The organism is Streptomyces sp. NPDC002838 (genome assembly GCF_040295365.1).
Classification (GTDB): Bacteria; Actinomycetota; Actinomycetes; order Streptomycetales; family Streptomycetaceae; genus Streptomyces.
The window spans coordinates 59,085-79,772 of sequence record NZ_JBEOVF010000015.1 but is presented as its reverse complement, the minus strand read 5'-3'; the positions used below and the strand labels follow the sequence as shown (position 1 = coordinate 79,772).

Sequence of the window (20,688 nt, the reverse complement as noted above, 5' to 3'; positions counted from 1 at the left end):
GAGGCACTGGATGTTAACGGCACGAAGGCGTGTGGCGGCCCTGGCCGCGGCTGCCCTGAGCGGAGCCCTGCTCCTGACCTCCTGCGGCGACTCGGACAGCGGCGGCTCCTCCGACGGAAAGACGCTGAAGCTCTGGCACTACGAGGCCCCCAACAGCGCGATGGGGCAGGCCTGGGACGCGGCCATCAAGGAGTTCAAGGCCAAGCACCCCGGCGTGAAGGTGGAGTTCGAGGCGAAGGGCTTCGAGCAGATCCAGAAGACCGCCCCGATGGTCCTGAACTCCTCCGACGCGCCCGACCTCATGGAGTACAACAAGGGCAACGCGACGGCGGGCCTGCTCTCCAAGCAGGGCCTGCTGACCGACCTCGGCGCGGAGGCGACGAAGCGCGGTTGGGACAAGAAGCTCAGTGCCGGCGTCCGTACCACCAGCCTCTACGACACCGACGGGGTCATGGGCTCCGGCAAGTGGTACGGCGTGCCCAACTACGCCGAGTACACGATGGTCTTCTACAACAAGGACCTGTTCGCCGAGCACGGGATCGCCGAACCGAAGACGTTCGACGAACTGACCGCCGCCATGGACAAGTTCGTGGCCGACGGCGTCACCCCGCTCGCCAACGCCGGCGCCGAATACCCCGCCCACCAGTACCTCTACCAGCTCGCCCTGTCGAAGGCCGACCGCGCCTGGGTCGACGCCTACGAGCTGTACCAGGGCAAGACCGACTTCCACGACGCCGCCTGGACCTACGCGGCCGACACCTTCGCCGACTGGGTGAAGAAGGGCTACATCAGCAAGAACTCGACCAGCTCGAAGGCGGAGGACGCCGGCGTCTCCTTCCTCCAGGGCAAGTCGCCGATCTTCTTCTCGGGCAGCTGGTGGTACGGCCGCTTCCAGGACGAGGCCAAGTTCGACTGGGACACCTTCCTGTGGCCCGACTCCCACCTCACCCTCGGCTCCGGCGGCAACCTCTGGGTGGTCCCCAAGGGCGCCAAGAACAAGGAACTCGCCTACGACTTCATCGACATCACCCTGTCCAAGCAGATCCAGACCCTGCTGGGCAACAAGGGCGGCGTCCCGGTCGCGGCGGACACGAGCGCCATCACCGACCCGAAGTCCAAGACGCTCATCGACAACTTCAACACCCTCGCCGAACGCGACGGCCTGGCCTTCTACCCGGACTGGCCGGTCGCCGGCTTCTACGACGTCCTCGTCTCCGAGACGCAGAAGCTGATGACGGGCGGCGCGAAACCCGACGACTACCTGGACGCGTTGCAGGAGGCGTACGACAAGGACGTACCGAAGCGATGACGGTCACCGTCGAACGCGGCGGGCGGGTGGTCGACAAACGCCCCCGGACCGGCCAAGCGCACCGCCGCCCCCGCGACTCCTACGCCCTCTTCCTGCTCCCCGGGATCCTCGCCTTCCTCACCGTCGTCGTGGTCCCGTTCCTGATGAACACGGGCGTGAGCTTCACCGACTGGGAGGGCGTGGGCTCCCCCGACTGGTCCGGCCTCGCCAACTACCGGGAGCTGCTGGACGACAGCGAGTTCTGGGCGTCCTTCCGGCACAGCCTGTTCATGGTCGTCGCCATGGCGGCCGTACCGACGGCGATCGGACTCGTGCTCGCCGCCGCGCTGTTCGACTATGTCGGCAAGCACTACGGCCCGAAGGTCGTGGCTGTCCTCCGCGCCTGCTTCTACCTCCCGCAGGTGCTGCCCATCGCCGTCGCCGGCATCGTCTGGAGCTGGATCCTCGCGCCGGACAACGGCTCGCTCAACGAAGTCCTCAAGGCCATAGGTCTGTCGTCCTGGCAGCAGGACTGGCTCGGCGACCCCGGCATCGCGCTGTACAGCGTGATGGGCGTGATGGTCTGGGTCCAGATCGGCTTCCCGATGGTCGTCTTCATGGCGGGACTCCAGCGCGTCGACCCCCAGCTGTACGAGGCGGCCGAGCTGGACGGCGCCGGCTGGTGGCGCCGCTTCTGGCACATCACGCTGCCGCAGATCCGGCCCGAGGTCTACGTCGTGCTGACCTGGTGCACGATCGCCGCGCTGAAGGTCTTCGGCGCGGTGTACGTCCTGACGAAGGGCGGGCCGGGCGGCGCGACCAACGTCCCCTCCTACTTCTCCTTCACCACGTTCTTCGAGAAGACGCAGGTCGGCTACGGCGCCGCGATCTCCACCGTGCTGACCGTGATCATCCTGCTGTTGTCCCTGATCGGCCTGAAGCTCCAGACCCGCGCGGAGGAGTCGTGACGACAGCCCTGCGCCGCTACCCGGTGCTGATCGCCCTGTGCATCGCCGCCCTCTTCATGATCGTGCCGTTCCTCATCGTCACGATCAACGCCTTCAAGTCCCCCACGGAGTACGCCCAAAACGGCCCCCTCAGCCTCCCTGACGGCTTCTACACCGAAGGCGTCAGAGACTTCTGGGAACGCGTCGACTTCGGCCAGAAGCTCCTCAACTCGGTGCTGATCAGCGGGTCGGTGGCCGTGCTCGCCGTAGTCCTCTCGGTCCTGAACGCGTACGCGATCGGCATCGGCCGCATCAAGGGCCGCACCTGGGTGCTGGCGTTCTTCGTGCTCGCCAACATGCTGCCGCAGGAGGCGCTGGTCTACCCGATCTACTACCTGAGCAAGGAGGCCGGCCTCTACGACACCCGGCTCAGCGTGATCATCGTGTTCACGGTCATCCAGGCGGCCTTCGGCACGTATCTCCTCTCCTCCGTCCTCGGCCAGTTCCCCCGCGAGATCATCGAGGCCGCCAGGATCGACGGCGCGAACAAGTGGCAGATCCTCTGGCGGATCGTCGTCCCCGTCAGCCGTCCGACCCTCGGCGTGCTCCTGGTCCTCTTCTTCATCTGGACCTGGAACGAGTTCCTGCTCCCCCTGGTGATGCTGATCTCCAACGACAACCAGACCGTGTCGGTGGCCCTGGGTGTCCTCCAGGGCCAGCGTCTGATGGACGCCACCATGACCAACGCGGCCGCCCTGCTCGGCGTCCTGCCCGCTCTCGTGTTCTTCCTCGTCTTCCAGAGAACCCTCACCCGTGGCATCGCCGTGGGTGCCGTGAAGTAAGGAACCCCCCACATGAAGTTCACCGACGGCTACTGGCTGCTGCGCGAGGGTGTCACCGCGGCCTATCCGGTCGAGGTGCTCGACGTCACCGCACAGGACGGCGCGCTGGAGATCCACGCGCCGACCCAGCCCATCCGCCACCGCGGCGACCTGCTGAAGGGACCGGTCGTGACGATCAGCGCACGAGCGCCGATGCCCGACGTCATCGGCGTCACCTTCACCCACTTCGACGGCGAGCAGCCGCGCGGCCCCGAGTTCGAGGTGCGGGAGGAGGAGGTCGCGCCGCAGGTGGCGTACGACGACGAGCACGCGACCCTGACCTCCGGCGCACTGTCGGTCAAGGTCGCCCGCACCGGCTCCTGGCACGTCGACTTCCTCGCGCACGGCCGCACGCTCACCTCGAGCGGCACCAAGGGCATGGGCATCATGCGGGACGCGTCGGGCGGGCACTACCTGCGCGAGCAGCTGAGCCTCGGGGTGGGGACGTCCGTCTACGGCCTCGGTGAGCGCTTCGGCCCGCTGGTCAAGAACGGCCAGGTCGTCGACATCTGGAACGCCGACGGCGGCACGGCCACCGAGCAGGCCTACAAGAACGTCCCCTTCTACCTGACGGACGCGGGCTACGGCGTCTTCGTCGACCACCCGGGCAAGGTGTCCTTCGAGGTCGGCTCGGAGGTGGTCTCCCGGGTGCAGTTCAGCGCGGAGACTCAGCAGTTGACGTACTACGTCATCTACGGTCCGTCCCCGAAGGAGATCCTGCGCAAGTACACGGCCCTCACCGGCTGTCCGGCCCTGCCGCCCCCGTGGTCCTTCGGCCTGTGGCTGTCGACGTCCTTCACCACCTCGTACGACGAGGAGACCGTCACCTCCTTCATCGAGGGCATGAGGGAGCGCGAACTTCCGCTCTCCGTCTTCCACTTCGACTGCTTCTGGATGCGCGAGTTCAACTGGTGCGACTTCCAGTGGGACCCGCGCGTCTTCCCGGACCCGGAGGGCATGCTGGCCCGGCTTCACGCACGCGGCCTGCGCGTCAGCGCGTGGATCAACCCGTACATCGCCCAGCGCTCCCCGCTGTTCGCGGAGGGCAAGGCGCTCGGGCACCTGCTGAAGCGGCCGGACGGGAGTGTCTGGCAGTGGGACCTGTGGCAGCCGGGCATGGCGCTGGTCGACTTCACCAGCCCGGCGGCCCGTGACTGGTACGCCTCGAAACTGGAGGCGCTGCTCGCGCAGGGCATCGACTGCTTCAAGACCGACTTCGGCGAGCGGGTGCCCCTCGACGTGGCCTGGTCCGACGGCTCCGACCCGGAGCGGATGCACAACTACTACACGTACCTCTACAACCGCACGGTCTTCGACGTGCTGCGCAAGCACCGGGGCGAGGAGGAGGCGGTCGTCTTCGCGCGCTCGGCGACGACGGGGAGCCAGAAGTTCCCCGTGCACTGGGGCGGCGACTGCGAGGCGACGTACGAGTCGATGGCGGAGTCGCTGCGGGGAGGGCTGTCCCTCGGGCTCTCCGGCTTCGGCTACTGGAGTCACGACATCGGCGGCTTCGAGGGCACGCCGTCGCCGGCGCTGTTCAAGCGGTGGGTCGCCTTCGGCCTGCTGTCCTCGCACAGCCGCCTGCACGGCAGCTCCTCCTACCGGGTGCCGTGGCTGTTCGACGAGGAGGCCGTGGACGTCCTGCGGCTGTTCACCCGGCTGAAGCTGCGGCTCATGCCCTACCTGTACGAGGCCGCGCGCACCGCCCACGCCGAGGGTGTGCCGATGATGCGGGCGATGGTCCTGGAGTTCCCGGACGATCCCGGGTGCGCGCATCTGGAACGGCAGTACATGCTCGGCCCGGACCTGATGGTCGCGCCGGTGTTCTCCGACGACGGGGAGGTCGCCTACTACGTCCCCGAGGGCACCTGGACGCACTTCGTGACCGGTCGGACGGTGACCGGTCCGCGCTGGGTGCGCGAGAGCCACGACTTCCTGAGCGTGCCGCTGCTGGTGCGGCCCGGGGCGGTCATCCCGGTGGGCGCGGTGGACGACCGGCCCGACTACGACCACGCCGACGGGGTCACGCTCCGGGCCTACGGCCTGGAGCGGGGCGCGCAGGTGACGGTACGGGTCGGGGAGGTGGCCTTCACCGTCGTACGCGAAGGGGATCTGCTGCGGGCGTCCTGCAGTGATCCCTCGGCGCCCTGGGGACTGGCCGTGGGCGGCGGACGTGAGGTGCGGGCGCAGGCCGGTACCGGGTTCCTCACGGTGGAGTCGGCCTGATGGTCAAGATCACTGACGTGGCGCGGCGCGCCGGGGTCTCCCCCAGCACCGTCTCCTACGCGCTCAGCGGCAAGCGCCCGATCTCCGAGGAGACCCGGCGGCGGGTGGAGGAGGCCATCCGCGAGCTGGGCTACCGCCCGCACGCGGGTGCACGGGCACTGGCCAGCAGCAAGTCGAACGTGCTGGCGCTGGTGGTGCCGCTGCGGGCCGGCATCCACGTGCCGACCGTCATGCAGTTCGCGGTGTCGGTGGTGACGACGGCACGGCGGTACGACCACGACGTACTGCTGCTCACCCAGGAGGAGGGCGAGGAGGGGCTGAGCCGGGTCACCGACACGGCGTTGGTCGACGCGCTGATCGTGATGGACGTACAGCTGCACGATCCCCGAATACCGCTGCTTCGGTCCCTGGACCGCTCGTCGGTGATGATCGGCTTCCCCGCCTCTGCCGAGGGTCTGACCTGCATCGACCTCGACTTCAAGGCGGCGGGCGAGGCGTGCGTGGAGCATCTGGCGCGGCTCGGGCACCGGACGGTGGCGCTCGTCGGCTCCCCGCCGGAGGTGTACGTCCGGCAGACCGCCTTCGCCCAGCGCGTGGTCCAGGGCTTCACGGCCGCCGCCGACCGCAACGGCCTCGCCTCTACGGTCCACCCGTGCGAGGCCGCACCCGACGCCGCCCGCGAGGTGGCCGAGCGACTGCTGCGCGAGCAGCCCGCGTTGACGGGAGTGGTCGTCCACAACGAGCCCCTGCTGGAACCACTGATCGACGCCTTCGAACAGCTGGGCCTGCGTGTCCCCGCCGATCTGTCGGTCACCGCGATCTGCCCCGCCGAACTCGCCGAATCGCAGCGCGTCCCGGTCACGTCCGTCGCTGTGCCGTCCGCCGAAGTGGGCACGCGGGCGGTGGAGTTGCTGATGCGGAAGCTGGGTGGGGCGGCCGTACCGGAGGCGACGTTGCTGGCGCCGAGGATGACAGAGAGGGGGAGTACGGCGCGGCGGGCGGTTGCGTGAACGGTGGCTGATCGTGGTGCTGGGTGGGGGGCTGGTGTGCTGTACTTGGATGCACCGGAAGGGGTCGGATCAGCCGCATGACGAGAGTCGGTTTCTGCTCCTCGTGACAGCCCATGTGGGGGCGCCCTCCCTTCGACGTGAGGCAGCCTTTCCACAGGCCGGGACCGCTCTCGTCGGGCCGGGCCCCGAAGAGGAGGGGCCCGGAGTGAAGGGAGGACGCGCCCATCGGGCGCGTCACGGCGTCAGGCTATCGGCCCTCCTTCGTACCGCGCCGGCAGCAGGGGCTCCTCACCCGGTCTGCGGGAGAGGGGTCCCGAAGAGCCTGCCGAGGCGAACATGCTGTACACCGACAGCAGTACCGCGTGCAGGACGTGCAGGTCCTCGGCCGAGAGGACGGCGCGTTCACCGCTGCTCAGCGTGGCGCGGAGCTGTTCGAGCCGTTCCTTGCCACAACCCGTTCGGACGGTGAGGGCCGTGCACATGCTGCTCGAACAGTTCGTCGCCGCACCCCCCCGGGCCGGTCACAGTCCGATGCGCGTCAAAACGACCGGGCACGACAAAGGCCCCGCCGCTCGAAAGCGACGGGGCCTTTGCCCACATGGGGTACCCACACAGGGGTGGGTGAGTGGAGATGGCGGGAATCGAACCCGCGTCCAACGGTGCGGAACCAGGGCTTCTCCGTGCGCAGTCCGCTGTGCTTTTCTCGGCCCCGGAGATCACGCGGACAAGTCTCCGACGGGCTCAGTCACTGTTGGGTTTCCCTCTTCACCCCGTGACCGGGATCGAGGTTTAGTCCCCTAAATGATGCCAGGATCCGGGTCGGGAACACCCCCGGGCTGACACTCCCTTAAGTAGGAGAGCCGCTGCTCGCTACCTGAAGATCAGGCAGCGAGGGCGAGCTCGCCCTGGGAGAAGGATCGCTTGTTATCGGCGATTATTTTTTTCGGCCTGTGGTTTACGAGATCATGGCCGCTTCCTCGACACGCTTCCCCTGCTTCGACAGCCGCTGTCGAAACCGATCATCCCCATGTTGACTTTTCAATCAGCGCACCCGCTGTGGGATGCAGATGCCATCGTACGTGACCAACGCGCATCGATGCCACCGTATTCCCGGCGGTCACCCCGCCGTCGTACCCGGTTCAACGCGCTCCTGCCCCAGGACATTCCCGCCCGGCGACCGCTCACGCCCGCTGCTTCCTCCGCACCGCCGAGATCACCTTCTCCGCCTCGCGCCGGTCCTGCTTCTCGCGGAGCGTCTGGCGCTTGTCGTACTCCTTCTTGCCTCGCGCCAGCGCGATCTCGATCTTGGCCCGGCCGTCCTTGAAGTACAGCGCGAGGGGCACGATCGTGTGACCCGTCTCCTGGGACTTGGCCTCGAGCTTGTCGATCTCGATGCGGTGCAGCAGGAGCTTGCGCTTGCGGCGGGCGCTGTGGTTGGTCCAGGTGCCCTGGCTGTACTCCGGCACGTGCACGTTGTGCAGCCACGCCTCATGCCCGTCGAGCTGCACGAAGCCGTCGACCAGCGAGGCACGCCCCTGGCGCAGCGACTTCACCTCGGTGCCGGTGAGGACCAGGCCGGCCTCGTAGGTGTCGAGGATGTGGTAGTCGTGCCGCGCCTTCTTGTTCTGCGCGATCAGCTTGCGCCCTTTTTCCTTAGCCATAGTGCGACCATTTTCGCACTACGGAGGGGGTGGACGGGAAGCGCATTAACAAGGGGCCCCAGGGGGACGACGACGAGCGGGGCCGCTATTGCCCGAGCCCGCTGAGCACCGTCTCCGCCCGCTCCACGACCTGCCGCTCGACGTCCAGGTCGGGCGTGATGCCCCGGCCGTCGACCCCGCGGCCGGACGGGGTGCGGTAGTGGCCGACGGTCAGTTCGGCGACGGACCCGTCGGGCAGCCTGCTCGGCATCTGGACCGAGCCCTTGCCGAAGGTGCGGGAGCCCACGACAACCGCGCGGCCGCGGTCCTGCAGGGCGCCGGTGAGGAGCTCGGCCGCGCTCATCGTGCCGCCGTCGACGAGCGCGACCAGGGGGCTGGTGGTGTCGCCGCCCGGCTCGGCGTGCAGGGCGCGCTGGTCGCCCTCGACGTCGTACGTGGCGACCAGGCCGCCGTCGATGAAGGCGGAGGCGGCGGTGACGGCCTCGGTGACCAGGCCGCCCGAGTTGCCGCGCAGGTCGAGGATGATCCCGGTGCCGGCCGGGGCCCGCCGTACGGCGGTGCGCACCCTGTCCCCGGAGCCCTTGGTGAAGGCGCCGATCCTGATGACGGTGATGCCGCCGTCGGCCAGTGTGCGAACCGTCACATCGTCCGTGGACAGGCGCGCCCGGCGCAGTGTCTCGCTCCACGCGCGCGTGCCGCGTTCCAGCCCGAGTCGGACGGTCGTACCGGCGGCCGCGTCCGTGGCGTCACCGCGCAGCAAGGAGACGACCTCGGTGACCGGTCGCCCGTCGACCTTCTTGCCGTCGATGCTGCTCAGCCGGTCGCCCTCGCGGATCCCCGCGGCGGCCGCCGGCGAGCCGGAGGCGACCTTCGCCACCTCGATACGGCCGTCGCGCTCGCGCCGCGCCCACAGGCCGACGCCGGTGTACTCACCGTCGAGGGCTTCCTCGAACTCCTCGTACTCGCCCGGGGAGTAGACGGCGCCCCAGCGGTCGCCGCTGCGGCTGACCGCGCGTTCGGCGGCCTCCATCGGGGACTTGCCGTCGGCCATGGCCTCCTCGGCCGCCTTCGCCACGTCCTCCTGGGGGCTCGCGTACGCGGCCGTACGGGCACGGTCGGAGGCCGATTTCCGGTCGAGGGACTCGGCGGCCGGAAAGGAGCCGGTCGCGGCACCGGCCACCAGCACGCTCGCGAAAACCAACGTCAGGGCGGCCCCGCGACGGACGCGGCGGGGCTGACAGAACGGGTCTTGGCCTGACATGCCGGTGAGTCTAGGACAACGCGAAGGGCCGCACGGCCGGTTGACCGTACGGCCCTCTTGGCGTGCGTCACACCTTCAAGTACTTGCGCAGCGCGAAGAACGCGGCCAACGCGGGCATCAGCAGACTCGTCGCCAGGATGAGCGGCAGCTTCGTCAGCACGGCGTCCCAGCCGATGAAGTTGATCAGGTTCAACTTCTCGGACAGGGCCAGGCCGTGGTCGATCAGGAAGTACCGCGCGATCACCAGGAACCCGCACGCGACCGTGCCGCCGATCAGCCCGGCGACCGCGGCCTCCATGATGAACGGCGCCTGGATGTAGAAGCCCGAGGCGCCCACCAGGCGCATGATCCCGGTCTCACGCCGTCGGCTGAACGCCGAGACGCGCACGGTGTTGACGATCAGCATCAGCGCGACGACCAGCATCAGCGCCATGACCGCCCGCGCGGCCCAGTTCATGCCGTTGAGCAGCCCGAAGAGGTTGTCCAGAATGCCCTTCTGGTCCTGCACGGACTGCACGCCGTCCCGCCCGTCGAAGGCGGTGGCGATGACCTGGTACTTCTCCGGGTCCTTCAGCTTGATGCGGTACGACTCCTGCATCTGGTCCGGCGTGAGGGAGCTGGCCAGCGGGGAGTCGCCGAACTGCTCCTTGTAGTGCTTGTACGCCTGGTCCTGCGACTCGTAGGTCACCGTCTGCACGACCGACGACATCTTCTTCAGGTCGGCGAGGATGTCCTTCTTCTGGTCCTCGGTGACCGCGCCCTTGGCGCAGTTCGGGTCGGACTCGGCGTCGCTCTTGTTGCAGAGGAAGACCGAGACGTTGACCTTGTCGTACCAGTAGCCCTTCATGGTGCTGACCTGGTCGCTCATCAGGAGCGACCCGCCGAACAGGGCCAGCGACAAGGCGACGGAGACGATGACGGCGAAGGTCATCGTCAGGTTGCGGCGGAGACCGACACCGATCTCGGAGAGTACGAACTGGGCGCGCATGGCGTCTGGTTAAGCCTTTCCGTGGAGCATGTCGGTCGTCAGTGCTGGTAGCCGTAGACGCCGCGTGCCTGGTCGCGGACGAGGCGTCCCTTCTCCAGCTCGATGACGCGCTTGCGCATCTGGTCCACGATGTTCTGGTCGTGCGTCGCCATCACCACGGTCGTGCCGGTCCGGTTGATCCGGTCGAGCAGCTTCATGATGCCGACGGAGGTCTGCGGGTCGAGGTTGCCGGTGGGCTCGTCGGCGATGAGCAGCTTGGGCCGGTTCACGAAGGCCCTGGCGATGGCCACACGCTGCTGCTCACCACCGGACAGCTCGCCCGGCATCCGGTCCTCCTTGCCGCCCAGCCCGACGAGGTCGAGCACCTGCGGCACGGACTTGCGGATCTCACCGCGCGACTTGCCGATGACCTCCTGCGCGAAGGCCACGTTCTCGGCGACCGTCTTGTTCGGCAGGAGACGGAAGTCCTGGAACACCGTCCCCAGCTGGCGGCGCATCTGCGGCACCTTCCAGTTGGAGAGGCGCGCGAGGTCCTTGCCCAGGACGTGCACCTGACCGTGGCTGCACCGCTCCTCGCGGAGGACCAGCCGCAGGAAGGTGGACTTTCCGGAGCCGGAGGACCCCACGAGGAACACGAACTCGCCCTTCTCCACTTCCAGGGAGACATCCCTGAGTGCGGGGCGGGTCTGCTTGGGGTAGACCTTGGAGACATTGTCGAATCGGATCACGGATGCACCACGGGTCGCCGGGGGTAGATGAGCGTGACCATACGCGAACCGGGTACGAGACCGCAGTCACCGGTAGGGGTTGCGCGAGGGTTGTGTGTTTTTGTACCGGGCAACCTGTAAACGGGGCTGAGGCGCAGCTTGCCTGAAGGGGCACGGGGAACTGCGCGACCAGCCACATACGGCCCGCGGCCGCGAGACAATGCGAGCCACCCCTTAGAAGGCGCCCGCGCCCTTTCCGAAGGAACCTGGCATCTTGGAGGGGGGAACGTTCGCACCGCCGCGAGCGTTGAGATACGTGGAACCGGTGCAAGGAGGGCGAGGCGCATGACGTACGACCGGTTGGTGTGCGCGAACTGCGCGGCGCCCGTGAGCGAGGGGCGGTGCCCCGTGTGCCGTGCGAACCGCGAGCGGCTGCAGCAGGAGAACCTTTTCGCGGGGCTGAACCCCATGGCGCTGATCGCCCTGCTGGCGGTGCTGATCGCGGCGGTGGCGCTGCTGGCCCACCAGACCGCGTAGGGCGGCACAAGGGCCGTACAGGACGCACGAGGGGCCCCGGAGCGATGCACGCTCCGAGGCCCCTCGCCGTATGACGCGCGTACGTTCCGTACGCGGACGGCTACCGTCAGGCAGCCGCGCCGCCCCGGCCGCCCATGAGGCGCGGCAGGACGCGGAAGCCGACACCGCCGGCGATCATCGTGGCGGCGCCGATGATCAGGAAGGTGGTCTGGCCGGAACCGGTCTCCGCGAGCTCCTCACCGTTGCCCTGGGCCGAGGTGTCGGAGCCGGACGGAGTGGTGGTGTCCGTGCCCGTGTCGGTCAGGGACGAGGAACCCTCGTCCTGAGGAGAGGTGCCGCCGTCGGGGTCGGCGTTGTTGCCGCCGCCGGCACCGTTGCCGTTCCCGTTTCCATTGCCGTTGCCGTTCCCATTGCCGTTCCCGTTGCCCGGGTCGGACGGGTCCTCGGTGGGCTCGGCGGGCGGCTCCTCGGTGGGCTCGGTCGGCTCAACCGTGGGCGGCTCCTCGGGGCCCGGGTCGGTCGGGAGGCCCGGGTCCGTCGGCGGGACCTCCGGGTCGGTCGGCAGACCGGTCGGCGGGTCCGTGGGCTCCTCCGGCGGGTTGGGCGGCTCGGTCACGCACCCGAGGCCCAGGAAGCCGCAGTCGTCGGCGGAAGCGGCACCCGCGGCGGTCAGTGAAGCACCGGCGGCGATCACCGCACCGGCGGCCACCCGCGCGATCCGGATCCGCGTCTTGTTGGTCATCTGGTTGCTACCCCCAGTAGCTCATCGTCAGTGAGGCGGCGCTCGGGACCGTGATTCAACGGAGGTAGCTGCGCTCAAGCCCCCGGATTCACATGCGCCCCAGAGATACGCATGCCGCGCGTTACCCTTCCCACTTTTCAGAGCAACGTCAAGGGCGTTGCGCGCGCAATGTCCAACTAAGGGATCAATGCCGGAGATTGAAGCCTGTGAGTGTGATGTAAAACCCAGACATCAGGCATGCAAGCGGGCACACAAAAGGCAACTGCCGCCAGGCGGGCGACAGTTGCCTTGTCGACAAACTTACTTCTCCTGCTGCTTGCGCCAGCGAATCCCGGCCTCCAGGAACCCGTCGATCTCGCCGTTGAACACGGCCTCGGGGTTGCCGACCTCGAACTCGGTGCGCAGGTCCTTGACCATCTGGTACGGGTGCAGGACGTACGAACGCATCTGGTTGCCCCAGGAGTTGCCCCCGTCCCCCTTCAGGGCGTCCATCTTGGCCTGCTCCTCCTGGCGGCGCCGCTCGAGCAGCTTGGCCTGGAGGACGTTCATCGCGGTGGCCTTGTTCTGGATCTGCGACCGCTCGTTCTGGCAGGAGACGACGATGCCGGTGGGAAGGTGGGTGATGCGGACGGCTGAGTCGGTGGTGTTGACGCCCTGGCCGCCGGGCCCGGAGGACCGGTACACATCGATGCGCAGTTCGCTCTCGTCGATCTCGACGTGGTCGGACTGCTCGACGACGGGGAGGATCTCCACACCGGCGAAGGAGGTCTGGCGGCGCCCCTGGTTGTCGAACGGGGAGATGCGCACCAGCCGGTGGGTCCCCTGCTCGACGGAGAGGGTGCCGTAGGCGTACGGCACCTGCACGGCGAAGGTGGTCGACTTGATGCCGGCCTCTTCGGCGTACGACGTCTCGTAGACCTCGGTCTTGAAGCCGCGCTGCTCCGCCCACCGCAGGTACATCCGCTGGAGCTTCTCGGCGAAGTCGGCGGCGTCGACGCCACCGGCCTCGGCGCGGATGTTGACGAGCGCCTCGCGGGCGTCGTACTCCCCGCTGAGAAGTGTCCGCACTTCCATTTCGTCCAGCGCCTTCTTGACGGCGGTGAGCTCGGACTCGGCCTCGGCTCGGGTGTCGGAGTCGTCCTCCTCCTCGGCCATCTCGAACAGCACGGCGAGATCGTCGATCCGTCCGCGCAGCGCGTCCGCCTTCCTGACCTCGGCCTGGAGGTGGGAGAGCTTGCTGGTGATCTTCTGCGCCTCGTCCGGGTTGTCCCACAGGGACGGCGCGGCTGCCTGCTCCTCGAGCACGGCGATGTCTGCCCTCAGCTTGTCGAGGTCCAGAACGGCCTCGATCGACTCCATGGTCGAGGAGAGGGACTTGAGCTCTTCGGATACATCCACGACTGCCACGCCTCCCAGCGTAACGGCTGTGGCAACCGACCTGGGCCGTCCGGTGCCGGGCGCTGGTCACCGGGGGCGGAGCCCTGGCGGTCAGGGCGTCGCCGGTGCCGAGTTCTTCGTGTCCTGGGGAGTCGCCCCGGCGTCGTCGCCGGACGTGGCCAGCCACGTACCCACCCCGACCGCGGCCACCAGAGCCACCGCGGCCGCCCCCAGGGCAACCCTCCGCCGCCGCGTCGCCGCCCGGTGCCGAGCGGAACCAGGACGTGGGGCACCCGCGGCCCGAGGCGCCCGGGCGGTGCCCCGCGCACCCCCGGCCAGCTCGTCCGGCCCCGGCACCCTCATCGACGTATGCGTGTCCCGGTTGGAGTCGGCCGGCTTCGCCCCCGGCACCAGCGGCACCGCCCCCCGCCGCACCGGCGCCGAGGACGCCGGCTCCTCCGGCGCGGCCTCCGGCTCCTCCGGGGACTCCGCGTCCGGCTCGTCCACCTCCAGCGGCGGCATCCCCGCCAGCATCGGCAGCAGCTCCCGCAGCCGCGCGCCCAGCTCCGAGGCCCGCAGCCGCGAGGCCGGCGCCTTGGCCAGGCACTGCACCAGGAGCTGCCAGAGTTCGTCCGGGATGCCCGGGAGGGGGACGACCGTCTCGGTCACGTGACGCCGCAGCACCGCGCCCGGATGCCCCCCGCCGAACGGCGTGAAGCCCGCCAGCAGCTCGTACAGGACCGTGGCCAGCGCGTAGATGTCGACCGACGCCCGGGGCGGCAGCCCCTCCACGATCTCCGGCGCCAGATAGTCCGGCGTGCCGATGATCTTCGTGGCCTTCGTCCGCCGCGGCGAATCGATCAGCTTCGCCACTCCGAAGTCCGTCAGCAGCGCGGGGTGCGACCCGCCCGGCCCCAGCGGGCCCTGCATGTCCAGCAGCACGTTCTCCGGCTTCACGTCACGGTGCACGACCCCGGCGGCGTGCGCCGCCGCCAGCCCGTCCGCCACGTCCGCGACGATCGCCACCGCGGCCTCGGGCGCGAGCCGCTTCTCCCGGTCGAGCCGGGTGCGCAGGTCCGTGCCCCGCACCAGGTCCATCACCAGCGCGAGGTCGTTGCCGTCCACCACCAGGTCGCGCACGGAGACGACGTTCGGATGCTCCAGGCCGAGCAGCGCCGTGCGCTCCTGCACGAAGCGTCCGACGAGCTCCTGGTCGGAGGCGAGGTCCTCGCGCAGCAGCTTGACGGCGACGGGCCCGTCGGGTCCCTCACCCAGCCACACCGTGCCGGCGCTGCCCCGCCCCAGGATCTGGTGGGCGGTGTACCGGCTGCCGATCTTCCGTGCCAAGGCTGCTCCTACTGCCGCGTGTTGTCGCTAAAACTACGCGTCCGAAGAGCCAACCTTCACCGCGGGGACAGAAATCACCCGCCAGGTGTCGACAAATCACCAGAGTGGCCTCTACTGGCCGGAGGAACCCCCGCCCAGGTCCCCGATCCACCCGCTGACGGTGGTGACCCAGTCGCTGAGCTGCTCCCAGTAGCCCTTGCCCGTGCCGATCCAGTCCTGCAACGGGCTCAGCTCCCAGACCAGCCAGCCCGCCACGACCAGGATGACGATCGTGAACAGGCACCCCTTGAGGCAGCCGAGACCCGGGATCTTCATCGGGTTGGCACTGCGCTGCCGCGGCTGCCGGGGCTCGCGCGCGGGGCGCTGGGGCTCCGGCTGGGCGGGCGGCGCGTACCGCTGCGGCTGTGGCTGCTGCCGGGGCTGCTGCCGGGGCTGCTGCGGCGGGGCGTACTGCTGGGGCTGTTGCTGCTGCGGATGGCCGTAACCGGCCGGTGGCCGCTGCTGGGGCTGTTGCTGAGGGGGCCGCTGCTGCGGCCGGGCGGCCTGCCGCTGGGGGCGGCGGCGCAGCGGGTCCTGGCTGGGGTCGAGGTACTGGACCTGCGTCTGTTCGTTGCGGTCCCGGGCGGCACGCAGCTGGTTCTGCCAGGGGTGCGGGTCCTCGGGTCCGCCGGGCTGCTGCCCCGGCCGGCCGGGCGGCATCGGCGGCATGACGGCGGTGGGGTCGGCGGCGCCCGCGGGGCCGCCGGTGTGGGGCAGGACGCTGGTCGCGCCGTTCGGGTCGTAGGCGTTGGCGTTGGGGTCGTACGCGCCCGCGCCGTGCTGCAGCACCTGCGTCGGGTCGGCGGCGCCGGGGGCGCCCGGGACGGCCGCGGGGGCCGGGTCCGGGACCAGCAGGGCTCCGACGCCCTCCGCCGCGGCGATCTGCGCGGAGTTCGCGTGCACGCCGATGCCCTCGGCGACGACACGCAGCCCGCGCGCGAGGTTCTCGGCGCTGGGCCGTTCGTCCGGGTTCTTGCGCAGACAGCGCTCGATGATCGTCCACAAGGGGTCGGGGACCGTGGACGGGCGGCGCGGTTCGGCGCTCAGGTGCTGGTGCAGGACTTCGAGGGCCGAGCCGCCGGAGAACGGCGGGCGGCCGGTGACCAGCTCGTACAGCAGGATGCCGGCGCCGTAGATGTCGACGGCGGAGGTCTGCGGGCGGCCCTCGGCGGACTCGGGCGCGATGTACGCGGGCGTGCCGACGAACTCGTGCGTGCGGGTCAGCCCCGGGGAGTCGGCGAGCCGCGCGATGCCGAAGTCGGTCAGCATCGGGTGCATCTGGCCGCCGTTCTGCCGCAGCAGGACGTTGGCCGGCTTCAGGTCGCGGTGGACGACGCCGTCGGCGTGGCTGGCGGCGAGCGCGTCGGCGATCTGCGCGGTGAGCAGGGCGGCGGCGACGGGCGTGAAGGGCCCGTTCTCGCGCAGGTAGCGGTGCAGGTCGGGGCCCTCGACGAGGTCCATGACCAGCGCCAGCAGATCGCCCTCGACGACCAGGTCACGGACCCGGACGATGTTCGGGTGGGTCAGCCGGAGCAGGACGGACCGCTCCCGCAGGAACCGCATCACGACGTCCGCGTCGTTCGCGAGTTCCTCCTTGAGGACCTTGATCGCGACGGTCTCGCCGGGCTGGCCGGGAACGGCTGCCTCGGCGCCCGCGGTCTCTCGCTGGCGGGCTCGCCAGACGGTGCCCGTGGCGCCGCGTCCGAGCGGCTCCTCGAGCAGGTACTTGCTGCCTACCGGCCGCACGTCATGCGCTCCCTGCTGCTTGCCTGTGTTCCGACCCACTGTAGTGCCGCCGCGTCCAGTGGCCATGTTCGAAGGAAAGACGCTCGACTCGGTCCGGTTGGTTGCCCGACCCCGACGTGACCGATCTCAAGCGGTTCTCAAACGGTCGCCGGTGCGGCACCGGTCAGGCACTTTTGCGGGCAGAGCCGACCAATCAAGATCATTTGCTGCCGCGCGGCGGGCGCGTTGTCAGTGGCAGGTGCGAGGATGCCTCCAGTACTGGCCGACGTGCTCGTGTGCGCAGAAGGGACAGCTGACGGCGATGCAGATCCGGCTGACCGTCGTGGACCCGCTGGGCCCGCCTGCCCAGGCCGCGCGGGGCCGCGCCGCGAGCCGCGACGTGCTGATCACGGCGCCCGCGGGCACGGCACTGGCCGCGGTGGCGTCGGCGCTGGCCTCGGCGGTCTTGGCGGACGGTGGCACCTCCGCGCCCGAGCGGGGCCGGGAGCCGAGCGGAAGCCCGGTGGTGCTGTACGCCGGTGCGGAGCGGCTCGACGCGCAGCGCTGCACGCTGGGCGAGCCCCCGCTGATCGACGGCGCCGTGCTGTCCCTGGGCACCCCCGGCGTGCCGGAACCCCACCCCGAGCTCGACGACGCCCCCGCCCAGCTGCATGTGGTCGCCGGACCCGACGCCGGCGGGGTCCACCTGCTGCACGGCGGCCAGATCCAGATCGGCCGTTCGGCCGACGCCGACGTCCCGCTCGACGACCCGGACGTCTCCCGGCTGCACTGCGCGGTCACGGTCGGCCCCGACGGCCGCGTCTCGGTCGCCGACCCCGGCTCGACGAACGGCACCACGCTGGACGGCAGGCGCATCGGCCCCCGCCCGGTCCGCTTCACGCCGGGCGCGCTGCTGCGGATCGGCGAGTCGGCCCTGCGGCTGGCCCCGGCGGGAGGGCCCGGCGCGCGCGTGCGGGCGACTCCGGACGGGGAGGGGCACGTGCGCGTGCCCGCCGGGGACGGGGCGGCGCACAGCGGCACCGGCACCGGTGCGGCGCAGGCACCCGCGACCGAGGCCGGGCCGGGCCCCTCCGGCAGGACCCATCACGCGTACGGCTCGGCGGGCTGGGGCGCCTCGACCGGCACCCCGGGCGCCCAGGGGCACGGGCGGGTCGAACCGCCCGTCGTGCCGGGCCAGGGCGGGGCGCCGCGCATCGAGGGCCACGACGGCGCCCGGAGCATGCCCGTCCGGGGCAGCGCGGCCGACCCGGTTCCCGGTGCCGGGGACACCCACGCCGGTCGCTCCGGCATCCCGGGACTCGCCGAGACGGCCGGCATCGACGGTTCCCCCGACGCGTCCGCCCGTCCGACGGCTCGGGACGACGCCTCCGACATCGCCACCGGCGCCGACCCGGACATCTCCGGAACCGGCCGCCGCAAGGGGACCCCCCTCCGGGGGACGGACGTGCCGCAGGGACTGCGTCGGCGCGGCGGGCTCACGGCGTGGGCGCGGCGGCTGACCGGCGGACGCGGCGAACAGGGCGCGACCGGGCGCGGGACGTACGACGAGACGGAGGACGCCGCCGCGGACACGACGGAGGCACCCCCGGCCACCGTCTCCCAGGCCCCCGAGGCCTGGCCGGACCCGGCGGCGCTGCTCCTGACGGCCCTGGGCCCCGGCCCGCGTCTGTGGGAGCGCGGACCGGGCCACCCGGAGGCGCTCACGGTGCGGCTGGGCACGGCCGACCGTGCGGCACCGGACGGCTCGGGGCTGCTGCCCGCGGTGCCCGTGACCGCCGATCTGCGCGAGGTCGGGGCGCTGGGGCTGGCCGGTCCGCGCGCGCGGCTGGCCGGGGTGGCCCGCGCGGTCGTCGCCCAGCTCGCCGCGCTGCACTCCCCCGACGCCCTGGAAATCGTTCTGATCAGCGCGGACCGCTCCCGCCCTCAGGAGGAGCGCACCGCCGAGTGGTCCTGGCTGGGCTGGCTCCCCCATCTGCGCCCGGGCCACGGCCAGGACTGCCGCCTCCTCCTCGCCTACGACCGCGAACAGGCCACGGCCCGCTCCGACGAACTCCTCCGCCGTCTGGAGGACCATCTGGCGGAGGCGGGCCCCACCGCGCTCGACGCCGCACCGCCTGCCGCCGGCATTCCCGACGTCCATCAACCGCCCGGTGCGACCCGGCGCCCCTCCTGGGCCAGGGACGACGCCATGGCGGACGGGGACGGGGGCGGCTTCCCGGGGCCGTACACCGTGGTCGTCGTGGACGGCGACCCGCCGGGCGCCGCCGTGCGTGAGGCGATGGCGCGGCTGGCGCTGGAGGGCCCGCGGGCCGGCATACACGTCGTGTGCCTCGCCGAGACGGCACCCGCGTCGCCCGCCTCGCCGGTGACGGAGACGTACGAGGCGGCCTGCGCGGTGTCGCCGACGTTCCGTGAGTGCGGTGCGGTCGCCCTGCTCAGCGGCGACGTGGCGACGGCGCTGCGGCTGATGCGCGTCGCGCGGACCGGGACGGCGGCGCCCCCGGGCACGCCGCCACAGTCCCCCCGCACTGCGGAGGCGCCCCCCAGCGGCCCCGTCGGGCACGGCACCGTGGCCGCGGTGGACGCCGTGTCGCTCGCCTGGGCCGAGCGGTTCGCGCGGGCGCTGGCGCCGCTGCGGGCGGAGACGACGGCCGGTGAGCGGCACGCGCGCGTGTCCATGCCGTTGCCTCAGGCCGCGCGGCTGCTGGACGAGTTGGGGCTCGCGAGGGCCACCCCGGCGTCGCTGATGGCGCGTTGGGCGGACGCGGCCGACGACACGGAGTCGCTCGGCGGGCGGGCCTCGGCGGTGCTCGGGGCCGGGCCGCGCGGGCCGGTCTGCGTGGACCTCGTGGCCGAGGGCCCGCACCTGCTGATCGAGGGACCGCCGGGCAGCGGACGTACGGAGCTGCTGCGAGCCGTGGTCGCCTCCCTGGCCGCCGCCGAGCGCCCCGACCGGCTGAGCGTGGTCCTGATGGACGGCCGCGACAACGTGGGCACGAGCGGCGGCGGACACGGCGAAGGCCTGCGCGTCTGCACGGACGTTCCGCACGTCACCACCCACCTCTCCGCCAACGACCCGGTGCGGATGCGGGAGTTCGCCCAGTCCCTGAGCGCCGAGCTGAAGCGGCGTGCGGAGCTGCTCGGGCGGTCCGACTTCGCCGAGTGGCACACCGGACGTGTGGTGTCGGGCCGTATGGTCGCCCAGCGGACGGCGACGGCACGCGGGGCGTCCGGGACCGTGGTGGCCGGGACCAGCGAGTCGACCGGAGACCTCGACACCCCGCCCAGTTCGACCATCCGCCTGCGCCCGGCGGCGGCGCGCCGCCGGGCGGAAGCCGCCCCGCCGCTGCCCCGGCTGGTCGTGGTCGTCGACGACCTGGACGCGCTGGTCTCCCCCGCGCTGGGCTCCCCGGGCAGACCCGCGGCCGGCTCGGTGATACGCGCGCTGGAGGCCGTGGCCCGGGACGGCGAGCGGCTCGGCGTGCACCTGGTGGCCGCGGCCGGCGTCGGCGGCCGTACGGCCCAGTCGGAACCGGCCCGCCGGGCGACCCTGCGCGTCACCCTCGACGCGCCGGCCGCCGGCCCGGACGAACCGGCCCCCGGGCGCGGGCGTCTGGCCCGGCCGGACGGACGGGTGACGCCCTTCCAGGGCGGCCGGGTCACGGGGCGGATTCCGCGCACGGCGACGCTTCGGCCGACGGTTGTGCCATTGGAGTGGGAGCGGATGGGTGACCCACCGGCCCGGCGTCCCGTGCGGGAGTTGGGCAACGGGCCGACGGACCTGGCGTTGTTGGCCAGCGCGTTGGAGAGGGCGGCGCGGGAGGTCGCGTCGGCCGAGGTGCCGTCCCTGCTGTAGTGCGGGATGCTGATGCGGACATTCCTCGCGGCACCGGGCAGGCAACTCCCGGCCGAGGACGCCACCCACGCCGGG

The 20,688-nt window shown here is 71.0% G+C and carries 16 protein-coding genes and 1 other RNA gene; 7 read left to right on the top strand and 10 right to left on the bottom strand.

Going from position 1 to position 20,688, the window contains the following annotated elements:
- Positions 1-10: 10 nt before the first annotated feature.
- The 5 genes from ABT063_RS20675 to ABT063_RS20655 are packed head-to-tail and all read left to right on the top strand — an operon-like array spanning position 11 to position 6,352.
- A complete protein-coding gene (locus ABT063_RS20675; RefSeq protein WP_351058814.1) occupies positions 11-1,309 on the top strand; it encodes an ABC transporter substrate-binding protein in 1,299 nt (432 codons plus the stop codon).
- The gene (locus ABT063_RS20670) at positions 1,306-2,256 is read left to right on the top strand and encodes a carbohydrate ABC transporter permease (RefSeq protein WP_351058813.1); all 951 of its coding nucleotides are present in this window, start codon (positions 1,306-1,308) and stop codon (positions 2,254-2,256) included. Before ABT063_RS20675 ends, ABT063_RS20670 begins: the two co-directional genes overlap by 4 nt.
- The gene (locus tag ABT063_RS20665) at positions 2,253-3,077 is read left to right on the top strand and encodes a carbohydrate ABC transporter permease (protein WP_351058812.1); all 825 of its coding nucleotides are present in this window, start codon (positions 2,253-2,255) and stop codon (positions 3,075-3,077) included. The genes ABT063_RS20670 and ABT063_RS20665 overlap by 4 nt, the downstream gene beginning before the upstream one ends.
- Positions 3,078-3,089: 12 nt before the next feature.
- Positions 3,090-5,342, top strand: a complete 2,253-nt coding sequence (gene yicI, locus ABT063_RS20660; protein WP_351058811.1) for an alpha-xylosidase — start codon at positions 3,090-3,092, stop codon at positions 5,340-5,342.
- Positions 5,342-6,352, top strand: coding sequence for a LacI family DNA-binding transcriptional regulator (locus ABT063_RS20655; RefSeq protein ID WP_351058810.1), 1,011 nt, complete (start codon positions 5,342-5,344; stop codon positions 6,350-6,352). The genes yicI and ABT063_RS20655 overlap by 1 nt, the downstream gene beginning before the upstream one ends.
- Positions 6,353-6,594: 242 nt before the next feature.
- Here the strand turns inward: ABT063_RS20655 and ABT063_RS20650 are convergent, their stop codons facing one another.
- The 6 genes from ABT063_RS20650 to ftsE all read right to left on the bottom strand — a co-directional run bounded on the left by ABT063_RS20650 (position 6,595) and on the right by ftsE (position 10,990).
- Positions 6,595-6,834, bottom strand: coding sequence for a hypothetical protein (locus tag ABT063_RS20650; protein WP_351058809.1), 240 nt, complete (start codon positions 6,832-6,834; stop codon positions 6,595-6,597).
- A 141-nt stretch (positions 6,835-6,975) separates the two neighbouring features.
- Positions 6,976-7,379: a transfer-messenger RNA gene (gene ssrA / locus ABT063_RS20645) on the bottom strand.
- A gap of 154 nt (positions 7,380-7,533) precedes the next feature.
- Positions 7,534-8,013: an SsrA-binding protein SmpB gene (gene smpB, locus ABT063_RS20640; RefSeq protein WP_351058808.1), complete on the bottom strand. Its 480-nt coding sequence runs from the start codon at positions 8,011-8,013 to the stop codon at positions 7,534-7,536.
- A gap of 85 nt (positions 8,014-8,098) precedes the next feature.
- Positions 8,099-9,274 carry a S41 family peptidase gene (locus ABT063_RS20635; protein WP_351058807.1) on the bottom strand — a complete coding sequence of 392 codons (1,176 nt, stop codon included), beginning with the start codon at positions 9,272-9,274 and terminating at the stop codon, positions 8,099-8,101.
- 67 nt (positions 9,275-9,341) lie between these two features.
- On the bottom strand, positions 9,342-10,262 hold the full coding sequence (ftsX, locus tag ABT063_RS20630) for a permease-like cell division protein FtsX (protein WP_095748677.1): 921 nt from the start codon (positions 10,260-10,262) through the stop codon (positions 9,342-9,344).
- A 38-nt stretch (positions 10,263-10,300) separates the two neighbouring features.
- Positions 10,301-10,990: a cell division ATP-binding protein FtsE gene (gene ftsE / locus ABT063_RS20625; protein WP_067235911.1), complete on the bottom strand. Its 690-nt coding sequence runs from the start codon at positions 10,988-10,990 to the stop codon at positions 10,301-10,303.
- Positions 10,991-11,314: 324 nt separating this feature from the next.
- Here ftsE and ABT063_RS20620 point away from each other — a divergent pair, with 324 nt between their 5' ends.
- Positions 11,315-11,506, top strand: a complete 192-nt coding sequence (locus ABT063_RS20620) for a hypothetical protein (protein WP_053851796.1) — start codon at positions 11,315-11,317, stop codon at positions 11,504-11,506.
- Positions 11,507-11,612: 106 nt separating this feature from the next.
- On the opposite strand, the gene ABT063_RS20615 is transcribed toward ABT063_RS20620, so the two are convergent.
- From ABT063_RS20615 to ABT063_RS20600, 4 genes are all read right to left on the bottom strand, one after another.
- Positions 11,613-12,248 (bottom strand): hypothetical protein, encoded by a 636-nt coding sequence (locus ABT063_RS20615; RefSeq protein WP_351058806.1) that lies wholly within the window; start codon positions 12,246-12,248, stop codon positions 11,613-11,615.
- Positions 12,249-12,548: 300 nt separating this feature from the next.
- Entirely contained in the window at positions 12,549-13,655 is a 1,107-nt protein-coding gene (gene prfB / locus ABT063_RS20610; RefSeq protein ID WP_351058805.1) for a peptide chain release factor 2, read from the bottom strand.
- A gap of 81 nt (positions 13,656-13,736) precedes the next feature.
- The gene (locus ABT063_RS20605) at positions 13,737-14,972 is read right to left on the bottom strand and encodes a serine/threonine-protein kinase (protein WP_351058804.1); all 1,236 of its coding nucleotides are present in this window, start codon (positions 14,970-14,972) and stop codon (positions 13,737-13,739) included.
- Positions 14,973-15,083: 111 nt separating this feature from the next.
- Positions 15,084-16,757, bottom strand: a complete 1,674-nt coding sequence (locus ABT063_RS20600) for a serine/threonine-protein kinase (RefSeq protein ID WP_351058803.1) — start codon at positions 16,755-16,757, stop codon at positions 15,084-15,086.
- 301 nt (positions 16,758-17,058) lie between these two features.
- On the opposite strand from ABT063_RS20600, the gene ABT063_RS20595 reads away from it, so the two are divergent.
- Positions 17,059-20,613: an FHA domain-containing protein gene (locus ABT063_RS20595; protein ID WP_351058802.1), complete on the top strand. Its 3,555-nt coding sequence runs from the start codon at positions 17,059-17,061 to the stop codon at positions 20,611-20,613.
- Positions 20,614-20,688 lie beyond the last annotated feature (75 nt).